The sequence below is a fragment of the Gluconobacter cerinus genome (assembly GCF_002723935.1).
Taxonomy (GTDB): Bacteria; Pseudomonadota; Alphaproteobacteria; order Acetobacterales; family Acetobacteraceae; genus Gluconobacter; species Gluconobacter cerinus.
The window spans coordinates 35,992-55,299 of record NZ_BEWM01000008.1 but is presented as its reverse complement, the minus strand read 5'-3'; the positions used below and the strand labels follow the sequence as shown (position 1 = coordinate 55,299).

Below are 19,308 nucleotides of genomic sequence, written 5' to 3'. Positions count from 1 at the left end.
GATATCCGCGATATGCTCACGTACACCGCCGCCAGTCGGATCGAACGGCCAGATCCCGCCATCGGGCTTACGAAAGAGGATGGAACCTTGCGGGAAGGGGGAGGCGCTTCGCATCCACGGCATCATGCCCATGGCATCCCCCAGAGGCGCAAGAGCCGGGGTGGCCGTGGAACCCAGAGAAAGCACCGGCACCGACCCCATGGCGGCCTCAAGCGGGTCGCCCGGAACACGGGTGGTCTTGCAGCCGCCCCAGCTTTCGAGGCCCTGAGATAAATCGGCCGCACGGCGACGCAGCAGCTTGTCTTCGCCGACCGGTGCCCAGGTGCTGGCGGTCATCCGCATCCGGACGGAATTATGGTTTTCCGTCTCGCGCATCCGCTTGATGGCCTGAAAAGCCCGCGTAATGTCTTTGTTGCCCGGAAACATGCCGAGCATGGTGGCCCCTGTTTCCTTGATGGCGAACGCGGCTTTGCCACCGCCTTCGAGGATCATGGAACTGCGCCAGGGCAGACGCTTGCGGCCCAGAGTGTTGAGCAGTTCGGAGAACGGGCGCGGATCCTCGGGGCCGAGAAGCATGTCCACGGGGGCATAGGTGTAATCACCGACCGTCACGAGCTGGCCGCCCTGATTTTCGGCATCCGCGTTGAAAATCTGATCGCGCAGGGACGGCCAGAGCAGGTTTTCGGTCTTTTTGCTCTGTTTTTCGTCATCCGGAAGACGCGGCATGACAGGGTCGCCCACCAGCGTGGGCTTCCAGCCGCTTCCGGCCGTCTCTCGGTAGAGCGTTTCACGCGCCAGCGTGATGGATTCATCGGCCCGGAGCAGCGTTGTGGAGATGCCGAGATTGGACATGCTGTCCTGCACACGCGCCACAAACGCATCATGTCGGCCTGCCATGAGTTCGGAGCGCAGGGTAAAGCGCTGACCGCTCCCCGCTTTTGGCCACGCCTTGACCTGCTCTTTTCTCTCGGCCGCCACCTGCTTCTTTTCTTCGCGGGTCAGAACGGCCGGTCGGGTCCACAGGATGTAGCAGGCATCCTCCCACCGCATCACCTGAGGCCACCGCAGGCGGCGCTCATTGATGATGTCGTGGAAGTCAGCGTTCATCATGCGCGAAATCTGCTCGCATCCATTGAGCGCCAGCAGATCCACGGCGACGCGGGCCTGATCCGGGTCGGAGATATACCAGCCTTCGATCACATGACCGGTGCCTTCGAGCAGGCCCTGAAGTTCGATGCGCTGCTGTTCGGCGACGGCTTCCACATCTGCACGCGAGCACATGGTGCGCAGACCATTCACGCGCAGAACCGAGACGTACTCGCCCCGGAGTGTCACGAGCCGGTCCTGATGGACGGCGTCCGTATGATTGGTCTCGACATCGCAAAAGGATTCGAGGGGCTGACGAAGGAAGAGGCTCGCGCTGGCAAGCAACTCGGTCAAAAAGCCAGACATTGGAAACTCCGCGTCAGGATGGGGTGAGGGCAAGGGCCTTGTCGAGGAAGGTCGGGTAAACGTCAGCGCCAGCGTCAAGCAGCCTGCCGGTTGGCAGAATGCGCAGGCCTGCGCGGAGGAGAGCGAGATTGCGTTGGACGGCCTCATCGGCGCTGCCACACAGGCGCATGGCCGTTGTGATCTGACGGATGGAGCCGGATTGCAGTCGATGCTCGGCTTCCGCACGTCTGGACTCCAGCAGACGCAGGAGCGTCATGGGCGTCCGGAAAGAGGGGGAAAACTGCGTGCCGAGCAGAGGGTCCGGGATAGCCTTCAGGACGGTGTCCCAGAACTGGCGGTCAGACTGACCCTGTTGTCTGGCCATCAGGCGGAGCGTCTGGTGGGCCGTGCGAACAAGAAACATCAGGCGCGACTGGGAGATTTCCGGCCACCAGACCAGCATGGCCTCGGCGTCGATGGCCGCACGCGATGTGTCCTGCAGGAGATTGCACACCTGGCAGACCCTGAGACCGGCCCCCGAGGAGGGACCAGTCCAGGGAAGACCTGCCCCGGGCGACGGCAAACCGCAGCAGGAGCAGGTGAACGAGCCATCCGACCCGTCTTTCCCGGGCCGGATCTCCTGGTCGAGACCAGGCTGGAGGAAGAACGGATCGGAGGTCATGTCAGCTTACTGGAACTGGTAGCTCTTGGCGGTATTGCTGATTTCAGCATTCCCGTTGGAGGCCGTGTTCGCAGAGTTGTTGATCCACTTCGGACCTGTAGCCGCCACACCGGCCAGAACGAAGCAGACGACGCCGGCAATCGCCATGCCCGGGCGCTTGGTCTCTTCCTTCTGGGACTTGTAGAACAGCACGATACCCGTCACGAGCGCGACAATGGCCAGCGCGTAGAGGGCTGCGGCAGAGCCGACACCGATGGTGTCCGTACCTTCCTGCGCCATGTTCTGGATCTGATGGCCAAGGCCGTTGCTGGAGGCCGTACCGCCTGCGGCAGCAAGAGCGGTGCCAGCCATCACCATCGGCAGCATGGTTGCTGTCGCGACGGTCGCGCCGATCTTGGTGAGAGCGCGGGAAGAAGACGGGGCTGTCTGGGATGTCATGAGTTGTTTCTCCGTTGTGAGGGACAATCCCCTCTGCCAACCAATCTGACCGCGTGATCTGCGACTGAGGCGGGCGAGGGGTGTTTTTTTTCGTCAGCCCGTTTCAGGGCCAGAAAGAAAGGATCCAGGTGGCGTCCTTGACGGGATTGAGGAGCATGACGCCAAAGACGTACTGGATGCCGCAGCCAAGGCGCTCCCGGTTTGAACGGCCTCGCTGGATTGCAAACCAGGTCAGGACGGCGAAGAAGCACGTCCATGCCCCGAACATCTGAAAGAACAGGGCAAAGTCTTTGACGATCGCGAGGATCGCGTCCTTGGGGCCGGTACCGGTGATCAGGCTGTCCGCCGTGCTGTAACTGGTCGCCGCGTCGCCCAGAGTGACCTGCACGTCGGTTCCGGCCGAGGCCGTGCTCTTGGTGAGGATGACGTTGAACGACGCGAAGACACCGCACAGGACAAGCGACAGATAGGGCAGCCACGGCTTGTCCTGCAGGGCCTGAATGGTCGGGTGGTAATACTGATAGATCCCGACCAGACTGAAGATCAGGCAGCTCACGGCCGCCGCGTAGCAGGCCGTGGGCAGAAGCCAGCCCATGGCAACGGCGATTTCATGGACGAGATTGACAAGGCCTTCCATGCTGGCCTCCTCAGTTCAGGTCGCCATGAGCCGTGTGCAGAACCCAGGTGGCGCCCTGCTGGCTGATGGTCAGGACGACGCCGTAACCGGGAATGACGGTGCCAACGCCGACCTCGAACTGACGGGCTTGTCCGCTTGGGGCCGCGCTGTCTTCGATCATGGCGAGTTGTGGTGAGGCCGCAACGATCCGGTAGTGATGGATCCAGGCAGGCTTTGGAGCCGGGCCGGCCACGGCGGCCGGAGCGGGTGGAGCGTTCGAAGACGTCGGGGCCGCAGCCGCAGGCCTGTTCATGGCAGCACTCAAGGCCGCACGCGCCTTTTCGGCTGCTGCGTGGGCCTGTGCGGCCTCATCCGCACCGGAGTTTTCAGCACCCGTGACGGCGTGATTGGCTTCAATCAGGGAAATGCGCCGTGTCAGATCGTTCAGGCGGTCTTCTTCAGCTTTACTGCGCCCTGCCAGAGATTGCCGCAGGCTCTCGACCTCGCCCCGCTCGCGTTCGATGACGCGGGCCTCTTCGGTGACGAGCTGAAGCACGTCGATCTGCTGCTGGGTCGCCATGGGCGCGGCCTGAAGGGTCTGCGCTGTCTTGACCGGATCGGCAGGAGGTGTGGGCGGAGCAACGACCGGGGCGTCAGTCTGGGCTGGCGCAGACTGCGATGCGGCTGACGGCGTGGCAACGGCGGCCGCAGGAGGCGCTTTCGGCGACGTCGCAGTGGCGGACGGGGTCGCCGCAGCTTTCGGGTGGCCGAGGGTCTGCATTTCCGCAAGATCGGCGGTGGCAGGAGGGGCCGCCACCGGAGGCGGTTCGGGGGCCTGAGCAACGGGCGCTGCCGTCTGATCCATGCCCACTTCCTGGCCAGGCGTAGAGACAGGGTGATGATGGTGCCCACTGGCCGCCAGAATCCCCACGAGCAGGACGCCGCAGATCCCGAGACCCGAACCGCCGTAGAGCTTCTGGCGCGGTGTCAGCGCCTCGTAGCGCGAGATCAGGGGCGTGAGAAAAGAAGAGGAGCGGGATGATGATGCCGGTTCGACCGTGTGACTGTCAGTATGGGCCGTTGGGTCGGCGTCGTGACCGTCCAGATCGTCCGCCACGGTGTCGTGCTGAGAAGGCGGCGGGGGTGCAGCCGACGCGGGCTCCATCCGACGCGGAGTGGTTTCGGTGTTCAGGTGATGAACTGTGGAACTCATAAAAAAGATCCTTCTGGCTGAGACTGCCAGAAGGATCGGGGAACGATCTGCGACTGAGTGCGGAAATTCAGGGCTTATCGACAACGGGATCCATGAACATGACGCCGACATTCACATTGGCGGCCAGAATGATCCGCGAGCGGGTTGGCGTATCCTGTGTCAGGGCGCTGTTAACGGCCGAGGCGGCACTTCCTGCGGCGACGCCGAGCTGCTGGCCCATGTTCAGACGCTGGATATAATTCATGCCGCCCAGGGCGCTGTAGCTGCCGGTGACATTGGACGTGGTTTCGATGGCCTGACCGAGGCCCTGCACGAATGCAGCCGCTGCCGGCATGACGAACCGCTGGAAAATCAGGGGATCGACGCTGGAGGCGACACCCTGCTTCATGGTGTCGGGCGCCATCACCACGCCGTTGGTTGCGAGATTGCGGCCCTGATGAATGATCTTGTTGACCTGCACGACCAGGAGCTGCTCGTTTCCGGGTGCCCTTGCGACAGTCGCAATCATGCGGTCGCCGGCGATGGGACCGCTATCGGCCTCAAGCACGATCTGACCGGACAGGTCGCTGTCCGTCGCGGTGACGGTATGGGCATAGATCCCGCGACCGGCAGGAATCAGAGCTGGCGGAGCTGCCGTATCGTGTGAGGCCGTGGCCGCTGCGGATGCGCCCGTTGCCCCACGCGTGGCCATTGTCTTCTCGGCCTGAGGCTGGCCGTCCTGCTCTGGCTTAAACACGGCTTCCTGAAGATCCGAGACAGGGGGCCGGGTCTGAAGCCCGCTTTCGATGCGCGCGATTTCGGCGACATAGCGGGCGCGGCGCTTTTCACGCTCCTGCTGCTCGGCCTGAGAGGTTTCGCCATTACCAGAAGAGGAATAGGCCGGATCGGTCTGCACAAGCGGTGCCTGCGGTGCATTTTCGATATGCGGCGGCGTTGGCGGCGGTGCAGGAGGGGTAATCGGCGCGTTGTACCCGACTTCCTGCGGCTGACCATGCGCGCCGTCATAGGACAGGACGGCATCTTTCTTTTCGCCCTTGTCGGCACGCGCAACGGCCGGTGCCAGATCCGGCGTGTAGGACTGGCCAGCGCCTTCGGACTTCTGTGCGGTTTCGGTGTTCTGCAGATGACGCAGACGATCCTGTTCCGGATTGGTGTTGGTTCCAGCGGGCAGAGCGTTCATCTCTGCGATCTGACCCGGGTCAGACTTGGGCATCTGCTTGGTCTCATGATGTGAGACGACAAGCACCAGAGCGATCACGGAGACGGCCGAGGCGCCGAGCAGGACCAGGCGGCGGTTTCCGCCGCGTGTCGCGCTCGACAGGACGGATTTGAACTTGGGAAGCTTCGGCATCATGGCGTCATGTCCTTGAGAGACGCGGACACGGTCCGACCGGAATCCGACAGGAGAATGTAGGGGGTCTGGCGGAAGGCATAGAGGGTGTAGCCGTCTTCACCACGCTCAGAACTGTCCCAGGCAGGCGTCATGAGCGCCAGCCGCGTGCGGATGTAGAGTTCATTCCCCATCCGCCATGCCCGCACGTCGTCAGGGGAGAGACCTTCGACGCTCTGGGGAACGGCGGAGGCCGGAGCGATCCCCGACAGCATGGCATTCATGAAGGGCTCTGCCGTGCCAGGGGCGGCTTCCGGTCCCATTTCCTGTTTGGCGTTAGGGCCGTCTTCGTTCACGCGCACTGTCAGGTTGTCGTCATAGGTGCCCCGACCGGCCAGAAGCAGGAACGAGATCGGCTTGATGGCGCCTTTGAGCGTGACGAGCAGGCCACCACGCGGAGACAGCGACAGGGGCTCGATGTTGATGGTGTTGCTGCCAGCATAAGGAACGCAGGTGTAAAAACCCGTGGTCTGCACGGCAGGGGAACCCCCTTTACCCCCGTCAGACGAGCAGTTCTTCAGGCCATCCGGATTGGCGGACGTGCTGGTCGTGTTCCACGCGATCGGCCAGGGTGCTCCGGAGCGGTCTACGAACGAGACGGCCGTGGGATAGCCCTTGGTCGTGAAAATCAGCGATGTCTGCTGGCCGGGGGCGAAAGACACGCGAATGGCCGGGCGGCTTGTCGGAGCCGCGACTTCCGTAGCGACATCCTCACGCGCTTTCTGGTTCTCCTTGAGACGGTTGCCGAGGCGACGGATCATCTCCGGCGTCAGGGGGATGGCCTCATCTTCGGCGGCCTGCTGATCCTGTTGCTCGGCAGAGAGAGGGGGAGACGCTGGTGGGGTCTCCGGACCAGGGGCGGCCGACTGTGCCAGCGCGGTGAAGGGCATGAAGTCCATGAGGCCAAGGAGGGCTAACGAAAAGGAACGGGTTTTCATGGCACGGATCCTCACTGCGGGCTGGCCACAAGCTGGGTGATGGCAATGCCGTCAGGGTGATCAGCGTCATCGACACGCTCGACATGCACGGTTGCCATCAGGGTCTGGGAGCTTTCCACATTGACGTTCTCGCAGGTCTGAACGAACGGGAACTGCACGACGTAATGGTGATGACCGTTGACCATGCTTTGCTGGCGAATGGTGGCGGCACGCGTCGGCTGCGCGTAGCAGAGCAGCTTGGCCTCTTTCATTTTCGCCAGATTGCCGTCCTGAACGAAGGACTGCGCGAACGTATTCCAGCCATTGATGGTGAAATGCGACCCGGCTGCGTTAAGCTGCGACGGATAATCCCGGTAATTGATGTTGTAGGGCTTGAGCGACCACTTGATGACCCACGACAGGAAATCTTCCTGACTAAGGATCGGGCTGTTTAGCGCGATAGCCGGGCGAGGGGCGTTGATCCCATCCACGAAGAAATACTTCGGGAGTGGATGATACGACCAGGCGCGGGCCAGAAGAACGGCCAGAACGACCACGACAGCCGCGAGGGCGATGGACGTCTGCAAGGAACGCTCAACGATCTTTCCCTGAAAATCAGGATCGGTCAGGCGTCGGCTCAGGGATCCCGAGGAGCGGCTCATGGCGCGATGTCTCCGTGGAACGACAGCGGGGCTGCGGATGGCATTTCAAACCTCATGATGACTGTGTCATCGTCACCGTGACCCGTTGATCTGCGACTGAAGCTGAAAAAATGGCGATATTTGCGGATTAATCGCCCGAGCGCATGACGGCGGTCTGCTGGTGCAAGCGGCTGATACGGCGGCCGTTACGGCGGGTGGTCCAGAAATAGAACCCGGCCTTACCGAGGCATTCGCGGCGCACGTAATCCATCTTCTTCAGATAGACCTCATACAGGTCCGGATCGAACGTGTTGCGCATGTCTTTCTTGGAGCGGCGCGGCAGATGGAGCCATCCGGACTGACTGACGATGGTGCGATCGGTCAGGAGAAAGTCCTCGGCCACTGCGTCAGGAGACTGGTGGGCAAAATGCCGCATGGCCAGCTCGTGCTGCATTTCCACGGACCAGCGCGTGGTGCAGGCATTCCGGCTGAAGCCGATGATTAGCCCGGTTGGTGAGTTCCGGACCTGCCATCTGCGGCCCCGACGCTCTTCTGGCGTCAGGCGTGACGCCTGTTCCCAGGTCAGGACGACGGATGGGTCGGCCGGAATGGCGCAAGAGTCAGCACCTGGGCGGAGGCTGACGAGCTTTCGTTGCAGGCTGCGGACACTGCGGCCCATCTGTTTGGCAATGCGCTGGAGCCCGATGCGACGCTCACGGTGAGCCAGAAGAGTGGCAACGTCGGCGTCCGTCCAGACCACCTCGGCATAGCGTTCCCGCGCGGGCAAGCCGAGGGCAGCGCGCTTTTTGCGAACCGCCATGACTGTGCGGTCGAGGCGCTTTGCTATGGCGGAAAGGTCTTCGCCCTCGGCCCATGCGCGGCTGAGGCGGCTGATGTCGAGAAGAGACCATGCCCGAGGGCTGTTCCTCAGCGCTGTGCGCTTGAGAGGAAGTCCCTCCTCTCGCGCAATGGCCTCGATTTCCAGGCGGCTTATGAAAAGTGCGGCCGCTATGTGCGCGACATTTACGCCCTTAGTTGCCATTGTGACGACGAGCGCTTTGATTTCCTCAGGGTTTTTCCCAAGGGAAATCGGGGAATGCGTACTGCTGCCTTCTACGAGTGATGATTGGAAAAGCCCACCTGCTACGACGCCGGAAGCCGGAAGTGGGGAGCAGAGGGTGTGTGCAAACATCGTCGGAAGTCCCTATCGCGTTTCAACGTGTAAGGTCTTATCCGACGATAGATCATCCGTTTCAAGTCTTATTACAAGAAACGAAGAAAAGTTTTTTGTTAGTTCACTGTCTTCTGAACAGCTGCGCCTAATGCGATGAAGCTATCGTTAAAAAATTCCACCTGCTCGCGGACGCTCTGAATGTTGCTGTAGAGCCCAAGCGTGCGGAGAGAATTGAAAATGTCTTTTTGGTTGGGGAGGCCAGGGAATAGATCGGCTGTAGCGACCTTCAAGGCCGCTGCGATCCGTCGAAGAGACTCGATTGAGGGCTTTCTGAGGCCGATTTCGATTAGTTGCATAGCGGGCGTCTGGTGTCCGCTAGCCGCGCCCAACTCAGACACACTCAACCCGCGGGCAAGTCTAATATCTCTGATTCGTTCACCAAGCTGCCTCACAACTGGTTCTCGTGGGTCAGTTTCTGACGAGGTGGCATTCTTGCTTTCGGCCGCGTCATGCTCGCGTGCTAAATGGAGCTTATGTATCAGATGAGATAAAGATGTAGAGGATTTTTGGAAGGCACTGACCAGGTCCAGATACTTCTGTGTATCCTCTTCGCTTACTTTGACTTCGATCGGCAGTATATCGTGATCATCAGGGGGGAGTATTTCATTGGGAGGCGTCTTAAGGGCTAGAAGTATCTTATGCAGGGTAACATAAGATACATTTTTACCCCTCTCGATATTTGAAATCGTCCCAACGGCCAAATCTGTTACGAAACAAATATTTACGACATTCATTCCCTTGCCTTCCCGGACATCCTTAATTCGCTGTCCTAGTTCCACAAGGTATTCATCAGATTGGCCGTCACTTACCTGCGTCTCTGTTTTCTTGTTCATGGCTAGTTCTCTCTCTCGGCAGGCTTACGCACCGGACTTCGGGTCCGGATACTGCAAAATACCCACGAGAGCGCCCCTGACAACTGAGTTCGAATTTAACATTTCTCCTCAGTCGCATGTCGATCTGCGATTTAGAATATTAAGTTACTCCAGGAGAAACCGAATGTTTGTAATGCTGCCCCCCGCCCATGTGCAGCCCGCTCCAGAGATGCCCAAAGCAATACTGACGGAAGCTGCCTTCGAGATCAGTCACGCCCCCCCGCCCCTTCCTTCGGCAGCCCCTTCGGGACTGGCCTCTCTTGCACCTCCCGCAGAACCATCCGTGCAGACGGATCCGCCGAAGGTGGTTCATCACTTCCGCATGACGTCCGGCTATGGCCATCAGGTGCCACTCTCATTTGCGATCAGGCAGATCGTGCCATCAGGTGTGCGTGTCACCTACGGTGCGGGCGTTGATCCAGGCGAGGCCGTTGACTGGCAGGGCGGTCGGGAATGGAACAAGGTTCTGGCCACAACGGTCAGCCCGCTCGGCGAGCGTATCGAGGTCGGACGCGCACACGTCACTATTTTGAAGAAATAAGCGTTAGTCGCAGATCGAGCTGCTTTTCTTCTGGTACTTACCCAGGAGAGAGGCATGTCACCAGACGATCCAACACCGCACAGGGACACCCCGCAGAGTTCTCTGGCCCCTAACCTTGCTCTTGCACGGCACAATCTGCTTGAGCATTTCCGTGTCCGGAATGGACACACTTCCGGCACGGACGGGGCGATCATCGCCTCTCTGGCCGACCTCCTTGTGTCTTTACCGAATGAGGAGCGACGGACCTTTGTTGCCGAAGTGGTCTCGACCGTCAGAGGCGGAGAGGATCTTGTAGCATCTGCGGTCTCCAGCCGTGCTGAACTGGTCGCATGGACAGACAGTCAGAAAAGGGCAGAGCTGTCCGCGCGCGTCTTCTCTGACGATCGTCTAGCGCTTCTGCGCGACCTTCTCGATCCAGAAGCAGAGAGGGCGGCCGCATGAAACGGACATCCTTTCTTCTCGTGGCCGCTACTCTTTCGGTCCCTCTGAGCGCATCTGCCGCAACACAGGGCAGTCAGGCCTGCGCAACCCTCACGCAGGCCGCAGCGGACGCCGTAAACGGGCGCATCAAGGCTAACAATGCTTATGAGAAGCAGCCTGAAAGTGTCAGTGGCCTCTCCTGCCTGGACAAGTTTTTCAATGGTACGGGCCTCAATCTCCTGACGAACATTGCGAACCCCGCAGCGCTGATCAATGACGTTGTCGGGCAGGTCGAAGGAGAAATCTGCTCGGCCGCCCAGACCGAATGGGACAATACCGTCGGGGCCGCGCAACAATGTGGCCTGAGCCTGAACGGTGTGAATGTCGGTCTCGGCCTGTCAGGCGGAAACGGCCTCATGTGCCCCTCCCTGAATTTTGGCGGCAGCGGCCCGCAGCTTGCGGCCGGGAGCCTCGGGAATGGCGACTCAAACGGGTATGTCCGGGGGGAGCCACGTCTGCCGACCGGCTACACCAGCACCTCTCTGGATGGGGTATTCTGATGAAGATCCGCCTCAATCCGACAATCGCAACGATGCTCCTCTGCACGACCGTTCTTGTTGTGATGCCGAAGCCTGCGAACGCGTTCATCGGTGAAGCCGCCGTGGTTGCGGCCATCAGCGGGCTACAAAAATTTACCGGCAACGCTTTGTCTTCCATGACCAAGACGCTGACGTCCCAGATTACGAGCTCAATGGAGAGCCTGAGCAACCCGAACTCCGTTAGCTCGATGCTGAACAAGGGTTTCACTCAGCTCAGTAACTACGAAAAGGCGGGTGTCGCCGCCGAGCAGCGTATTGCGGATGCGTCCAATACAGCGATGGCGGAGTTTGCTCGCCGCCAGCAGGATACGACGATCCGCGACGAGCATATGATGAACCCGGAGTTCTGCACGGGGATTGTCGGGGCGCAGGCCACCCAGGGCGCGTCTCAGTCGGCCAGAACGGCAACCCGCGCGATTGCGACGATTACGGACAGTCGCGGAGAGGCCGACGCCGGCACGCCGTCTTACTATGGCAAGGGCCAGGGCGTGGCATCGAGCATGGCGTTGCACGGGCGGAGGTATTGCTCGCAGGAAGACGTCACAGCCGGTCTCTGCTCGGCTCTTTCCCGTCTGCCCAATGCTGACCAGCGGGCCATTTCCCTGTTCGGGCAGGACACCCTGTCGGCTGACGGCGGTGTGGACGCCGCCAACGATTACAGCACCACACTTATCCAGCCTGTGGCTCCGGCCGCATTGCGCGGCGAGCAGCTTACGTCCACGTCCGGACGCGAGGCTGCGTTGCGTCGTCGCGCCTACAACGCCCGCATGTCGCTCTCGCGCTACGTGATGAATTTCATCACCTCGCTGGAGATCCCGTCGATCAACCTGACCGACGTGCAGAAAACCGAGATGCAGGCCGAGGGCATGACTGTCTCGGATCAGGCCTCGTGGCTGACGTCGATGAGTCTTGAGGTCAATCGCCGTGTCTCTGGCGTGACCTGGAACAAGAACCTTCAGCAGATGCCGCCCGCAACGGTCATGCGTGAGCTGGCGATCGAGCAGGCGCAGGCCAACTACCTCGCCCTGCAGACTTACCGTCTCGGCCTCTTCCAGTCTTCGCTCGCCGCAACGCAGGTGGCCCAGCACGAAGAGGAAAGCGAGGCCAAGAGACTTGCCCCCATCCCATCCCCAAACGTTAATCCCGGAGGCTGACATGGCCCAGAACGATACGCAGATCCCTGCCCTCGCGGACGTCTTCCAGAGCCTGGAGCGTGTGCGGCCCCAACTGGAGAAGGATGCGCCCCAACTGGCCGGGCAGATCACCTTGCTTGCCCAGAAGCATCAGGACCCGGACCTTGCATCCAATGACCGGTTTCGGACCAACGTGGCCTATGTGCTTCAGGACGCCGAGCGTCTGGTTGGGCCTATCCTGCCGCAGGAGAACGGGCTACGCGAAGAGATGACACAGCGCGGCATGACCGTGCCCGGCCTGTCGTCTGAGACCCTCAAGGGCTTTATGGGGCAGACCCCTGATCTGATGGATCAGCAACTGGTGGACACCGTACGCTCTGTGTCGGAGCGCGTCGCCTCCATGGGGGCCGACCAGCAGGGCAATCCGGAGATTGACGAGGTTCTTCAGTCCCTGTCGGAGCGGGTTGCCACTGCCGCACGGTTCTCGACGCACGACCCTGACGCGCAGGCCGTTACACAGGACGAACAGGCAGACGTCCGACCTGTGGAACCGGCCTCCGAGTTTGATGGAAGTCCTGAGCCACCACCTTTCGATGATATTCCGGACGCCCCTGCGCCAGAGGACAGTGAGGATCCACGCGTGCAAGAGGGTGAAACCCCAACTCACCCCTCGGGAGAAAAGGCGGATCCACGGATGCATGCCTCTCCTGGAGGCGGGGATCCGGGAGCAGACCAGCCACAGGCCCAACGCCCTGAGCGACCGGTAAATGCTGGCGCAACCGAGAACAAGAAGGCTGCACCAGAGGCATCGAACAAAGCTGACACCGGAGCTAAAGCGCAGAATAGACCTAGGCCGGCGAGGGAGGAGGCGAAAACCCCTGCACAGGAAGCCGATGAGAAAGTCGTTTATCAGGTGCGCGGCCCGGGTCTCTTTACCCGTCTCGCACAGGCCATTCGTCCTGAGGCCGTGCAGCAGACCGTCACGCCCGGGTCTAACTGGATGGCCAAGGCCCAGACGATGAATGCGGCCCACGGGCAGCAGGCCGACGCCAACCATCTGGATCAGACCGAGGCCCTGGGCCTGAAGGCCCAGAGTGCTCTGGAGGCCGTGCAGAATACTCCGGCGTCTTCGGTTATGCGGGAAATCGCTGAGGCCGCAAAATCCGAGCCAAACGGCATGGATGGTGTGCTGAGCGAAATGCGGCCGGGAGGTCGGCATGAAGGCCTGCAATCGCGATTTCAAGCCGAACGGAGCACCAACCAGGCGTTCGCAGCGCAACTGAAGGAAGCGGGTGAAGCCGTCGCGGCCTATGGCGCTCATCGTGAGAAATCCGCCGATATTGGGGTGCAGCGTGGGACAGAGGCTCAGGTCGAGCAGCGCTTCAACGGCCTTGACAGCAAAATTGGCGAACTCGCCAAGGGGGTGCCGGGAAAGGAAGCCGGGACCAGCATGGTCGAAGATCTCTCAGAGAAGGCGCGTGAGCTGGTGAAAAAGGCGGTTGAGGCCGTCGCCTCCGTTTTCCGGCCGTCTCCGTCCGCGTCCGCCAGTGCAAGCCCGGGACTATAAGTAATGATTTCCTTCAGACGGTTCAGCAGAACAGGCGGGGCGCTCTGCGCCCTGCCCCTCCTTTTTGCAACAGGGATGGCTCACGCACAGTCGGTCACAGGCAATTCGACGTCGGGAAACTCCACCTATGGCGTGACGTGGAACATGCTTGATCCCGGTGATGACTGGGCCGCGACCATGATCAAGTCTGTCTTTCCGGTCTTCGGATCGTCCTCGACGTCCACCGGCACAGAGGCCACGGTCATCGGGACCATGCTCGGCGATCTGTCAGGCTTCGTCATGGCGCTAGCCATGGCCTTTGTCTCTTACGTCATGATGATGAACATGCACCGCTCGGCCGAGACGTCGAAGGTGCTTGGATCCAATCAGACCTCCATGAGTATCGTGCGTATGGCCTTTGGGGCGATCATGATGCTTCCGGTTGCAGGCGGCTTCAGTGCGGGGCAGGCCGCGTTCGTTCAGGGTTCGCTCTGGGGGGTCGGCATGGCGAAGACGGTCTATTCCTCCGCCGTGCAGGCGATTGGTCCGGACGGAAAAACCATCGCACAGCCCATGGTACCGGGTACGAAAACCATTGTGGCTGGCCTGATCGCCAATGAAATGTGCCGGGATCTGGTCAACCTGGCCTCGTCCAATTCGAGCCTCGTGCCAGCCCCGACCGGGAGAACCGTGAAGGCCGTATCCGGCTCCGATCTGGGTATGATTACCTATCCGTATCAGATGACCACGGGAGACGGGCAGCCGGTCTGCGGTTCTGTCACCATCCAGGCTCCGCGCGCCGCGACGAAGATCCTGGGGATCACGGTCGATACGGCCTCTATGCAGCAGCAGATTCTGGATAGCGTTCTGGTGGGCGAAATCCGACCGCAGGTCCAGCAGGTTGCAAACCAGTTCTGGCAAACCAAAAAGTCCTCCAGTCTTGCCCCGCTTGTAACCCTTATGACGCAGGCAACCAATGACTACACCAGCAAGCTGACGGCCAAGGCTGCCAATATCCGCCAGCAGGTTCAGGCGGCCGTCGCACAGCGCAGTACCAGCTTCCAGGCGTGGAACAGCGGGACCAACGGAGACGCGGCCAACACCAAGGGCCGTCTGGATAGCCTCGGCTGGACCGGTGCGGGGGCGTACTACCTGGAGTTTGCCCGTCTCAATGGGGAAACCATGTCCCTGATGGCATCCACCCCGACTGTCAGTGCCCCGACCTACGTGGGATTGGGTGAGGACGTCCATGGCGACATCGCGCCCATGATGCAATCCACTGGCGCACTTCTGGCCAATATCTCCAATATGGTGGCCACGCAGGACGGCATGAATGCTCCAGGCGGCAGCAGTGATCTCTATGCCGGCGTTACTCCGAGCGGTGATGGCGCGGGGGTGCTGTCGCAGGTCGCGCGGTCTTTGCACCTGAGTGACTACACGCTTCAGACGGTCATGGCGTTTATCGAGCCCTCTGGCGCTGAAGGCTACTGGACGGATCCGTTCGGGAACCTCATGGGGCTAGGGAACTGGATGATTACCACAGCCCTTCTGGTCATGGCGTCCGCCGCACTTCTCAGTTCGAACGCTGGATCTGCGGTGACGGCGGCAGGAGCAGCCCTGACGGGCAACTTTGCGGGGGCTGCCGAGATCGGTGTGGGGCACGTCGTCGTGCAGTTCCTCAGCACGCCAATCCTCACAGGCGCAATGGCGCTTCTGCTTCCGGGCCTTACACTCGCGTTCGTGCTGCCGATGATCCCCTGGGTGATGTGGATGGCGGGCGTTGCTGGCTGGCTCATTCTGGTGTGCGAAGGCGTGATCGCTGTTCCGCTCTGGATGCTGGCCCACATGACAATGTCCGGGGAAGGTCTGCATGGGCACGCGAAAGCAGGATATGCGCTGATCTTCAACGTCCTTTTTCGACCGACCCTGATGCTGTTCGGGCTTTTCCTCGGCTATTTCGTGTTTGATGCCATGTCCTGGCTGATCCACCAGACATTTGGTGTGGCAGCAGGGTTCGTGCTGTCGCATGGCTGGATCGTGACCAATCTCATCGGCGTTGTCGTCATGCTCGGCATGTATGTCACAGTCCACATCACGCTTGCCCTCATGTGCTTCAGGCTGATTGCGATCCTCCCTGAGCGTGTTCCTGCCATGATTGGCTTCCATGAAGGGAACCGCGTCGATCTGGATCAGTTTTCTAGGGACGCGGCCGTCGTCGGTATGGCTGGGACGCTGAAGGGCATCCAAAGCTCATTAACTAACGGACTGCCTGCAAAAGGAAATTCGCAACTTGCCAACTCGACTTCTGCAAAAGAAAAGCAGATGGTAGCTACAACGATGAACAAAATCACCTGAACGGAGGCTGACGGTGGGAAGTGACAGCTCTGGAATGAGTGGCTGGGCAGGATACATGCTCGGGCAAATGGCAGCCGAGTCAGAGCAGTCGCGAAACCTGTTCGTCGCCAAAACGCAGCACCGGATGGCGCAAAACGGCTATGAGGTTCGTATTCAGAACCTTGTAGCAAAAGGGCAAGAGTTCCTCGACCATATCAAGTGGCAAGAAGGAATCATGAAAGACCGCAAGGACCAGATTGCGGCTCTTGAGGCAGATCTGGTCCAGGCGCGCTCTGATTTGGAGCGTCAGCAGTCTTTAACAAACCAGTGGAAAGATTTTGGCGATAAGTCGGAGGCTAACTACGACGAGTTGAAGGCTTGGGCAGATAAAGCCGAGGCTTCGCTCAAACAATATCGCTCCCTTTACGGTCCTCTGCCAGACGCTCCAAAAAGCAGCTCTTAGTCGCATCTCACCCCGATAGGGTCTCCTTAATTCTTCAGGAGACCCATTATGCGTTCTCGTACCTCTCTTTATCTCGTCGGATCTCTGTTCCTGGCAGCACCAGCAATGGCGCAGACCCAATGCGCTGTTCCTTCTTCGCCTGCCCAAACATCAGCACCTCAAAAAACCGCTCCGCTCGGGCCTCAGCCGACTGACGCGATCCAGCGGCTGGTGCAGGCAGGCAGTGAGATCCTGTGGGCAGAGCCTCAGCACGGCCTACAGACAGGTGTTGCTCATGGCGATAACCAGCTTCTGGTATTCTTCACGCCTGAAAATCACAGCTTCATTATTGGCGGGACGCTCATTCCCGTTCCCTATGACCGTCTTCATGAACTGATGGGCAAGCGGGCGACAGATCTGGAGGTCTGGCACGGCACCAGGGGCATGTTTGTGCGCAACGGCGATCGCTTCCAGGTAGTTTATGCGACGCCAGACGGTCAGGCCGCGATTGCCGGCACGATGTGGGACACCGCAGGCAAAAACATCACAAGACAGCAGATCCGCTACATTCCAGGGGCCGTTCCCACGGTTCGGATCGACGTCCCGGGAGGCGGAAAGGCCCCCGCCGGTTCGTTGTCCGAGCAGATCTATGCCGGTGTGATCGGCCAGAAGGGTGCGCCGGAAGTGATCATGTTCATTGATCCACGCTGCACGTTCTCGAGCCGGGCCATGCAGCTCCTTCAGCCCGCCGTTGACAGTGGGAAGCTACGTTTGAGGGTCGTGCCGCTTTCGCTCCTGGACTATGAGGATGGCGGCGCAAGTACGCGTTACGCCAAGGCCATGACCTCGCTGCCTGCGGATGCGAGTATGGTTCAGGCCTGGACGTCTGGCGGCCTCTCGAATGTGCTGGATCAGCCGTCTCCTGAAGCCCAGTCTCGACTTGATGCCAATATGGCAGCCGCTAAAGCGGTATCGCTGACGGGCACACCGACCTTTTTCTGGAAGCATCATGATGGGTCTCTGGGGCGTCTCGACGGCGTGCCTCCAGACCTGAACAAGTTCCTGATGGATGTCAGCCAGTGAGCGGGGCGAACGAAAAGAAGGGAGTCCTGGCCAAAACAGGCCGGGCAGCCCGGTTGGTTGTAGGCTCTCCATCTGTCGCAGTCGGGGCCACGAGTATTCGTGACGGCTACAGTCTGCTTCGGACACTGTGGGGCATCGTCCGGAGAAAGCCTGAAGCGGAGGACGGGTTTCAGGTTGATGAATCGGGTCGCATCGACATTGTTGCGACGGCTGAAGTGTATGACGTCAGTCCGGCCGCGGTAGAGATCTATCTCCAGAACCAGCAGGCCAGGACGTATCAGCGCGCCTGGGCCGCAGCCCTCATAGGGGCTTGCCTTCTCGCAGCGTGGATCATTGTCGGCCTCAGCGGGTCGTGGCGGAGCCAGACGCTTGTGACCGCAATCGAGATGATGCCGTTCTGGTTCGCTCTGGGGCTCTATATTCTGCAGAACGGGTGGATGAACTGGCAGTTTCGTCAGCGGAGGAAGGCCGGGATGCTGGCCTATATCAGAGAGGCCGATACCCTCTTCCCTAAACGGTCCTGAAGCAGGAAGCGGCCCCAGAGGGCCGCTTTTCTTTTAGAAGGTTCCGGGTGAGGGCGTGGAGTTGTTGTTGGGGTCACCAACGGCCCAGGCCGCGTGCTCGTAGTCTTCACGGCCTCCAGAATTGCGGGGATCTTCCACCTTTACGATATGACCTTGCCGATCATAGACGGGAGGCGCCCAGACCGCTCGGGCTGATCCATAGGCCGCGCCTGGCTCATAGCGAGCGTGTTTGAATGGCGGCGGCTTCGGGCCGTGACCATGATCGGCCGAGACGTTGCCAGAGCAAGCCGCTAAAGCGAGCAGGGTGATTGCAGCAAGGAAGTTTAGTTTCATTGACCAGTCTCCGTTTCGATAACACGAAGACTGGCACGCTCATCTGCGACTAAGACGAGAAAGCGGTCTTAAGCTTTGAAATCGAATACTGATTCTTTGTGCGCGACGCTGAACTCTCCGGCTCTGTCAGCTTCAAATGCACTGAATCTCTTCAGACATTCGTTCTTGAGTTCGAGAAATACGGCATCGGAGCAATCTAGACTTCTGAGCCTGCCTACGTGGATTTCGCACTCTTCAACTTGACTAACATAGTCGTTTATCAAGGCAGAAGAGGTAAAGGTCATCTCAGAAATTATAGCAAGAACGTGAATAACGCTATCAACACAAGATTGTGTTTGTTCACAAAAAGATAATGCATCGAAGCTATTTAGTAGAGAATCTGACTGCTTATTCTCTTGCCGTACAACCGAACCCATCCAACACCTTTGCAATTACTAGACGAACCTGAGGTCAGACCGTACCAGAGTTCTGGATAAAAGCTATAAATCGCCTTTATCTGCTCTTTTTCACTTTCGGTCCTAGCACGAGGTCGCGCAAAGAAAAAAGGTTCCCTTAACGAATTATTAAAAAAAATTACGGAGTGCTGCTTTTGTTCTTTTTTGAATCTTCTATTTTCGCACACCGCCCTGTGAGCATGATAAGTCGCAGATGCCTGTGGCTTTATCAGCGCCATAAAGAGCCTCTTGAAAGAGCCTTCCTTTCCACTGGGAGTGAACGCATAAAGGCAAATCGCCTATTTGGGCCTGAAGAAGGAATTGTTTGAGTGAGTTAGCCAGAGCCCAGATACGTTTAAGGCCCCGCTTTCACGAGGCCCTAAGAACGTAGTCCCATCGGTCGCCAAACCGATTGAACTGGATTGAAAATTCACCGCTGATTTTTCAATCCTACATTTCAGCTTCGAATGCAAGAGTTTCTTGCA

General features: G+C 59.7%; 19 protein-coding genes and 1 pseudogene. 9 read left to right on the top strand and 11 right to left on the bottom strand.

Annotation, left to right across the window (positions count from 1 at the left end):
* From GCE01_RS14740 to GCE01_RS14695, 10 genes and pseudogenes are all read right to left on the bottom strand, one after another.
* Window positions 1-1,452 (bottom strand): annotated as a pseudogene (locus tag GCE01_RS14740) (ATP-binding protein); the annotation flags it as partial.
* A gap of 13 nt (window positions 1,453-1,465) precedes the next feature.
* The gene (locus tag GCE01_RS14735; RefSeq protein WP_062028331.1) at window positions 1,466-2,113 is read right to left on the bottom strand and encodes a hypothetical protein; all 648 of its coding nucleotides are present in this window, start codon (window positions 2,111-2,113) and stop codon (window positions 1,466-1,468) included.
* A gap of 6 nt (window positions 2,114-2,119) precedes the next feature.
* Complete coding sequence (locus GCE01_RS14730; RefSeq protein ID WP_015074963.1) at window positions 2,120-2,551, bottom strand: hypothetical protein; 432 nt, start codon at window positions 2,549-2,551, stop codon at window positions 2,120-2,122.
* A gap of 103 nt (window positions 2,552-2,654) precedes the next feature.
* Window positions 2,655-3,188 (bottom strand): hypothetical protein, encoded by a 534-nt coding sequence (locus tag GCE01_RS14725; RefSeq protein WP_015074964.1) that lies wholly within the window; start codon window positions 3,186-3,188, stop codon window positions 2,655-2,657.
* A 10-nt stretch (window positions 3,189-3,198) separates the two neighbouring features.
* On the bottom strand, window positions 3,199-4,380 hold the full coding sequence (locus GCE01_RS14720) for a hypothetical protein (protein WP_099213453.1): 1,182 nt from the start codon (window positions 4,378-4,380) through the stop codon (window positions 3,199-3,201).
* A gap of 67 nt (window positions 4,381-4,447) precedes the next feature.
* Window positions 4,448-5,734: a DotG/IcmE/VirB10 family protein gene (locus GCE01_RS14715; protein ID WP_099213452.1), complete on the bottom strand. Its 1,287-nt coding sequence runs from the start codon at window positions 5,732-5,734 to the stop codon at window positions 4,448-4,450.
* Window positions 5,731-6,708, bottom strand: coding sequence for a DotH/IcmK family type IV secretion protein (locus GCE01_RS14710; protein ID WP_099213451.1), 978 nt, complete (start codon window positions 6,706-6,708; stop codon window positions 5,731-5,733). The genes GCE01_RS14715 and GCE01_RS14710 overlap by 4 nt, the downstream gene beginning before the upstream one ends.
* An 11-nt stretch (window positions 6,709-6,719) precedes the next feature.
* The gene (locus tag GCE01_RS14705) at window positions 6,720-7,349 is read right to left on the bottom strand and encodes a DotI/IcmL/TraM family protein (RefSeq protein WP_099213450.1); all 630 of its coding nucleotides are present in this window, start codon (window positions 7,347-7,349) and stop codon (window positions 6,720-6,722) included.
* Window positions 7,350-7,476: 127 nt separating this feature from the next.
* A complete protein-coding gene (locus tag GCE01_RS14700) occupies window positions 7,477-8,520 on the bottom strand; it encodes a hypothetical protein (protein ID WP_099213449.1) in 1,044 nt (347 codons plus the stop codon).
* A gap of 98 nt (window positions 8,521-8,618) precedes the next feature.
* Window positions 8,619-9,395 (bottom strand): helix-turn-helix domain-containing protein, encoded by a 777-nt coding sequence (locus GCE01_RS14695; RefSeq protein WP_099213448.1) that lies wholly within the window; start codon window positions 9,393-9,395, stop codon window positions 8,619-8,621.
* Between the two features lie 163 nt (window positions 9,396-9,558).
* Here GCE01_RS14695 and GCE01_RS17220 point away from each other — a divergent pair, with 163 nt between their 5' ends.
* From GCE01_RS17220 to GCE01_RS14650, 9 genes are read left to right on the top strand one after another with little or no spacing between them, the layout of a single operon-like run.
* On the top strand, window positions 9,559-9,975 hold the full coding sequence (locus tag GCE01_RS17220) for a hypothetical protein (protein ID WP_099213447.1): 417 nt from the start codon (window positions 9,559-9,561) through the stop codon (window positions 9,973-9,975).
* A 54-nt stretch (window positions 9,976-10,029) separates the two neighbouring features.
* Entirely contained in the window at window positions 10,030-10,416 is a 387-nt protein-coding gene (locus GCE01_RS14685; protein WP_099213446.1) for a hypothetical protein, read from the top strand.
* On the top strand, window positions 10,413-10,955 hold the full coding sequence (locus GCE01_RS14680) for a hypothetical protein (RefSeq protein WP_099213445.1): 543 nt from the start codon (window positions 10,413-10,415) through the stop codon (window positions 10,953-10,955). The genes GCE01_RS14685 and GCE01_RS14680 overlap by 4 nt, the downstream gene beginning before the upstream one ends.
* Complete coding sequence (locus GCE01_RS14675) at window positions 10,955-12,148, top strand: hypothetical protein (RefSeq protein ID WP_099213444.1); 1,194 nt, start codon at window positions 10,955-10,957, stop codon at window positions 12,146-12,148. Before GCE01_RS14680 ends, GCE01_RS14675 begins: the two co-directional genes overlap by 1 nt.
* 1 nt (window position 12,149) lies before the next feature.
* The gene (locus tag GCE01_RS14670; RefSeq protein WP_099213443.1) at window positions 12,150-13,694 is read left to right on the top strand and encodes a hypothetical protein; all 1,545 of its coding nucleotides are present in this window, start codon (window positions 12,150-12,152) and stop codon (window positions 13,692-13,694) included.
* Between the two features lie 3 nt (window positions 13,695-13,697).
* Window positions 13,698-16,028, top strand: a complete 2,331-nt coding sequence (locus tag GCE01_RS14665) for a DotA/TraY family protein (RefSeq protein ID WP_244591258.1) — start codon at window positions 13,698-13,700, stop codon at window positions 16,026-16,028.
* A gap of 13 nt (window positions 16,029-16,041) precedes the next feature.
* A complete protein-coding gene (locus tag GCE01_RS14660; RefSeq protein WP_244591257.1) occupies window positions 16,042-16,470 on the top strand; it encodes a hypothetical protein in 429 nt (142 codons plus the stop codon).
* Between the two features lie 48 nt (window positions 16,471-16,518).
* Window positions 16,519-17,532 (top strand): thiol:disulfide interchange protein, encoded by a 1,014-nt coding sequence (locus tag GCE01_RS14655; RefSeq protein WP_099213441.1) that lies wholly within the window; start codon window positions 16,519-16,521, stop codon window positions 17,530-17,532.
* Entirely contained in the window at window positions 17,529-18,056 is a 528-nt protein-coding gene (locus GCE01_RS14650) for a hypothetical protein (RefSeq protein WP_099213440.1), read from the top strand. Before GCE01_RS14655 ends, GCE01_RS14650 begins: the two co-directional genes overlap by 4 nt.
* Before the next feature lie 33 nt (window positions 18,057-18,089).
* Here GCE01_RS14650 and GCE01_RS14645 read toward each other — a convergent pair whose 3' ends face one another.
* Window positions 18,090-18,389, bottom strand: coding sequence for a hypothetical protein (locus tag GCE01_RS14645; RefSeq protein ID WP_099213439.1), 300 nt, complete (start codon window positions 18,387-18,389; stop codon window positions 18,090-18,092).
* Window positions 18,390-19,308 lie beyond the last annotated feature (919 nt).

Bases quoted from the DNA above. Each gene is read 5' to 3' on its own strand.
- GCE01_RS14680 (WP_099213445.1), top strand. From the start codon at position 10,413: ATGAAACGGACATCCTTTCTTCTCGTGGCCGCTACTCTTTCGGTCCCT.
- GCE01_RS14670 (WP_099213443.1), top strand. From the start codon at position 12,150: ATGGCCCAGAACGATACGCAGATCCCTGCCCTCGCGGACGTCTTCCAG.
- GCE01_RS14725 (WP_015074964.1), bottom strand. From the start codon at position 3,188: ATGGAAGGCCTTGTCAATCTCGTCCATGAAATCGCCGTTGCCATGGGC.
- GCE01_RS14700 (WP_099213449.1), bottom strand. From the start codon at position 8,520: ATGTTTGCACACACCCTCTGCTCCCCACTTCCGGCTTCCGGCGTCGTA.
- GCE01_RS14695 (WP_099213448.1), bottom strand. From the start codon at position 9,395: ATGAACAAGAAAACAGAGACGCAGGTAAGTGACGGCCAATCTGATGAA.
- GCE01_RS14730 (WP_015074963.1), bottom strand. From the start codon at position 2,551: ATGACATCCCAGACAGCCCCGTCTTCTTCCCGCGCTCTCACCAAGATC.
- GCE01_RS14685 (WP_099213446.1), top strand. From the start codon at position 10,030: ATGTCACCAGACGATCCAACACCGCACAGGGACACCCCGCAGAGTTCT.
- GCE01_RS14655 (WP_099213441.1), top strand. From the start codon at position 16,519: ATGCGTTCTCGTACCTCTCTTTATCTCGTCGGATCTCTGTTCCTGGCA.
- GCE01_RS17220 (WP_099213447.1), top strand. From the start codon at position 9,559: ATGTTTGTAATGCTGCCCCCCGCCCATGTGCAGCCCGCTCCAGAGATG.
- GCE01_RS14645 (WP_099213439.1), bottom strand. From the start codon at position 18,389: ATGAAACTAAACTTCCTTGCTGCAATCACCCTGCTCGCTTTAGCGGCT.
- GCE01_RS14705 (WP_099213450.1), bottom strand. From the start codon at position 7,349: ATGAGCCGCTCCTCGGGATCCCTGAGCCGACGCCTGACCGATCCTGAT.
- GCE01_RS14710 (WP_099213451.1), bottom strand. From the start codon at position 6,708: ATGAAAACCCGTTCCTTTTCGTTAGCCCTCCTTGGCCTCATGGACTTC.
- GCE01_RS14665 (WP_244591258.1), top strand. From the start codon at position 13,698: ATGATTTCCTTCAGACGGTTCAGCAGAACAGGCGGGGCGCTCTGCGCC.
- GCE01_RS14735 (WP_062028331.1), bottom strand. From the start codon at position 2,113: ATGACCTCCGATCCGTTCTTCCTCCAGCCTGGTCTCGACCAGGAGATC.
- GCE01_RS14675 (WP_099213444.1), top strand. From the start codon at position 10,955: ATGAAGATCCGCCTCAATCCGACAATCGCAACGATGCTCCTCTGCACG.
- GCE01_RS14715 (WP_099213452.1), bottom strand. From the start codon at position 5,734: ATGATGCCGAAGCTTCCCAAGTTCAAATCCGTCCTGTCGAGCGCGACA.
- GCE01_RS14720 (WP_099213453.1), bottom strand. From the start codon at position 4,380: ATGAGTTCCACAGTTCATCACCTGAACACCGAAACCACTCCGCGTCGG.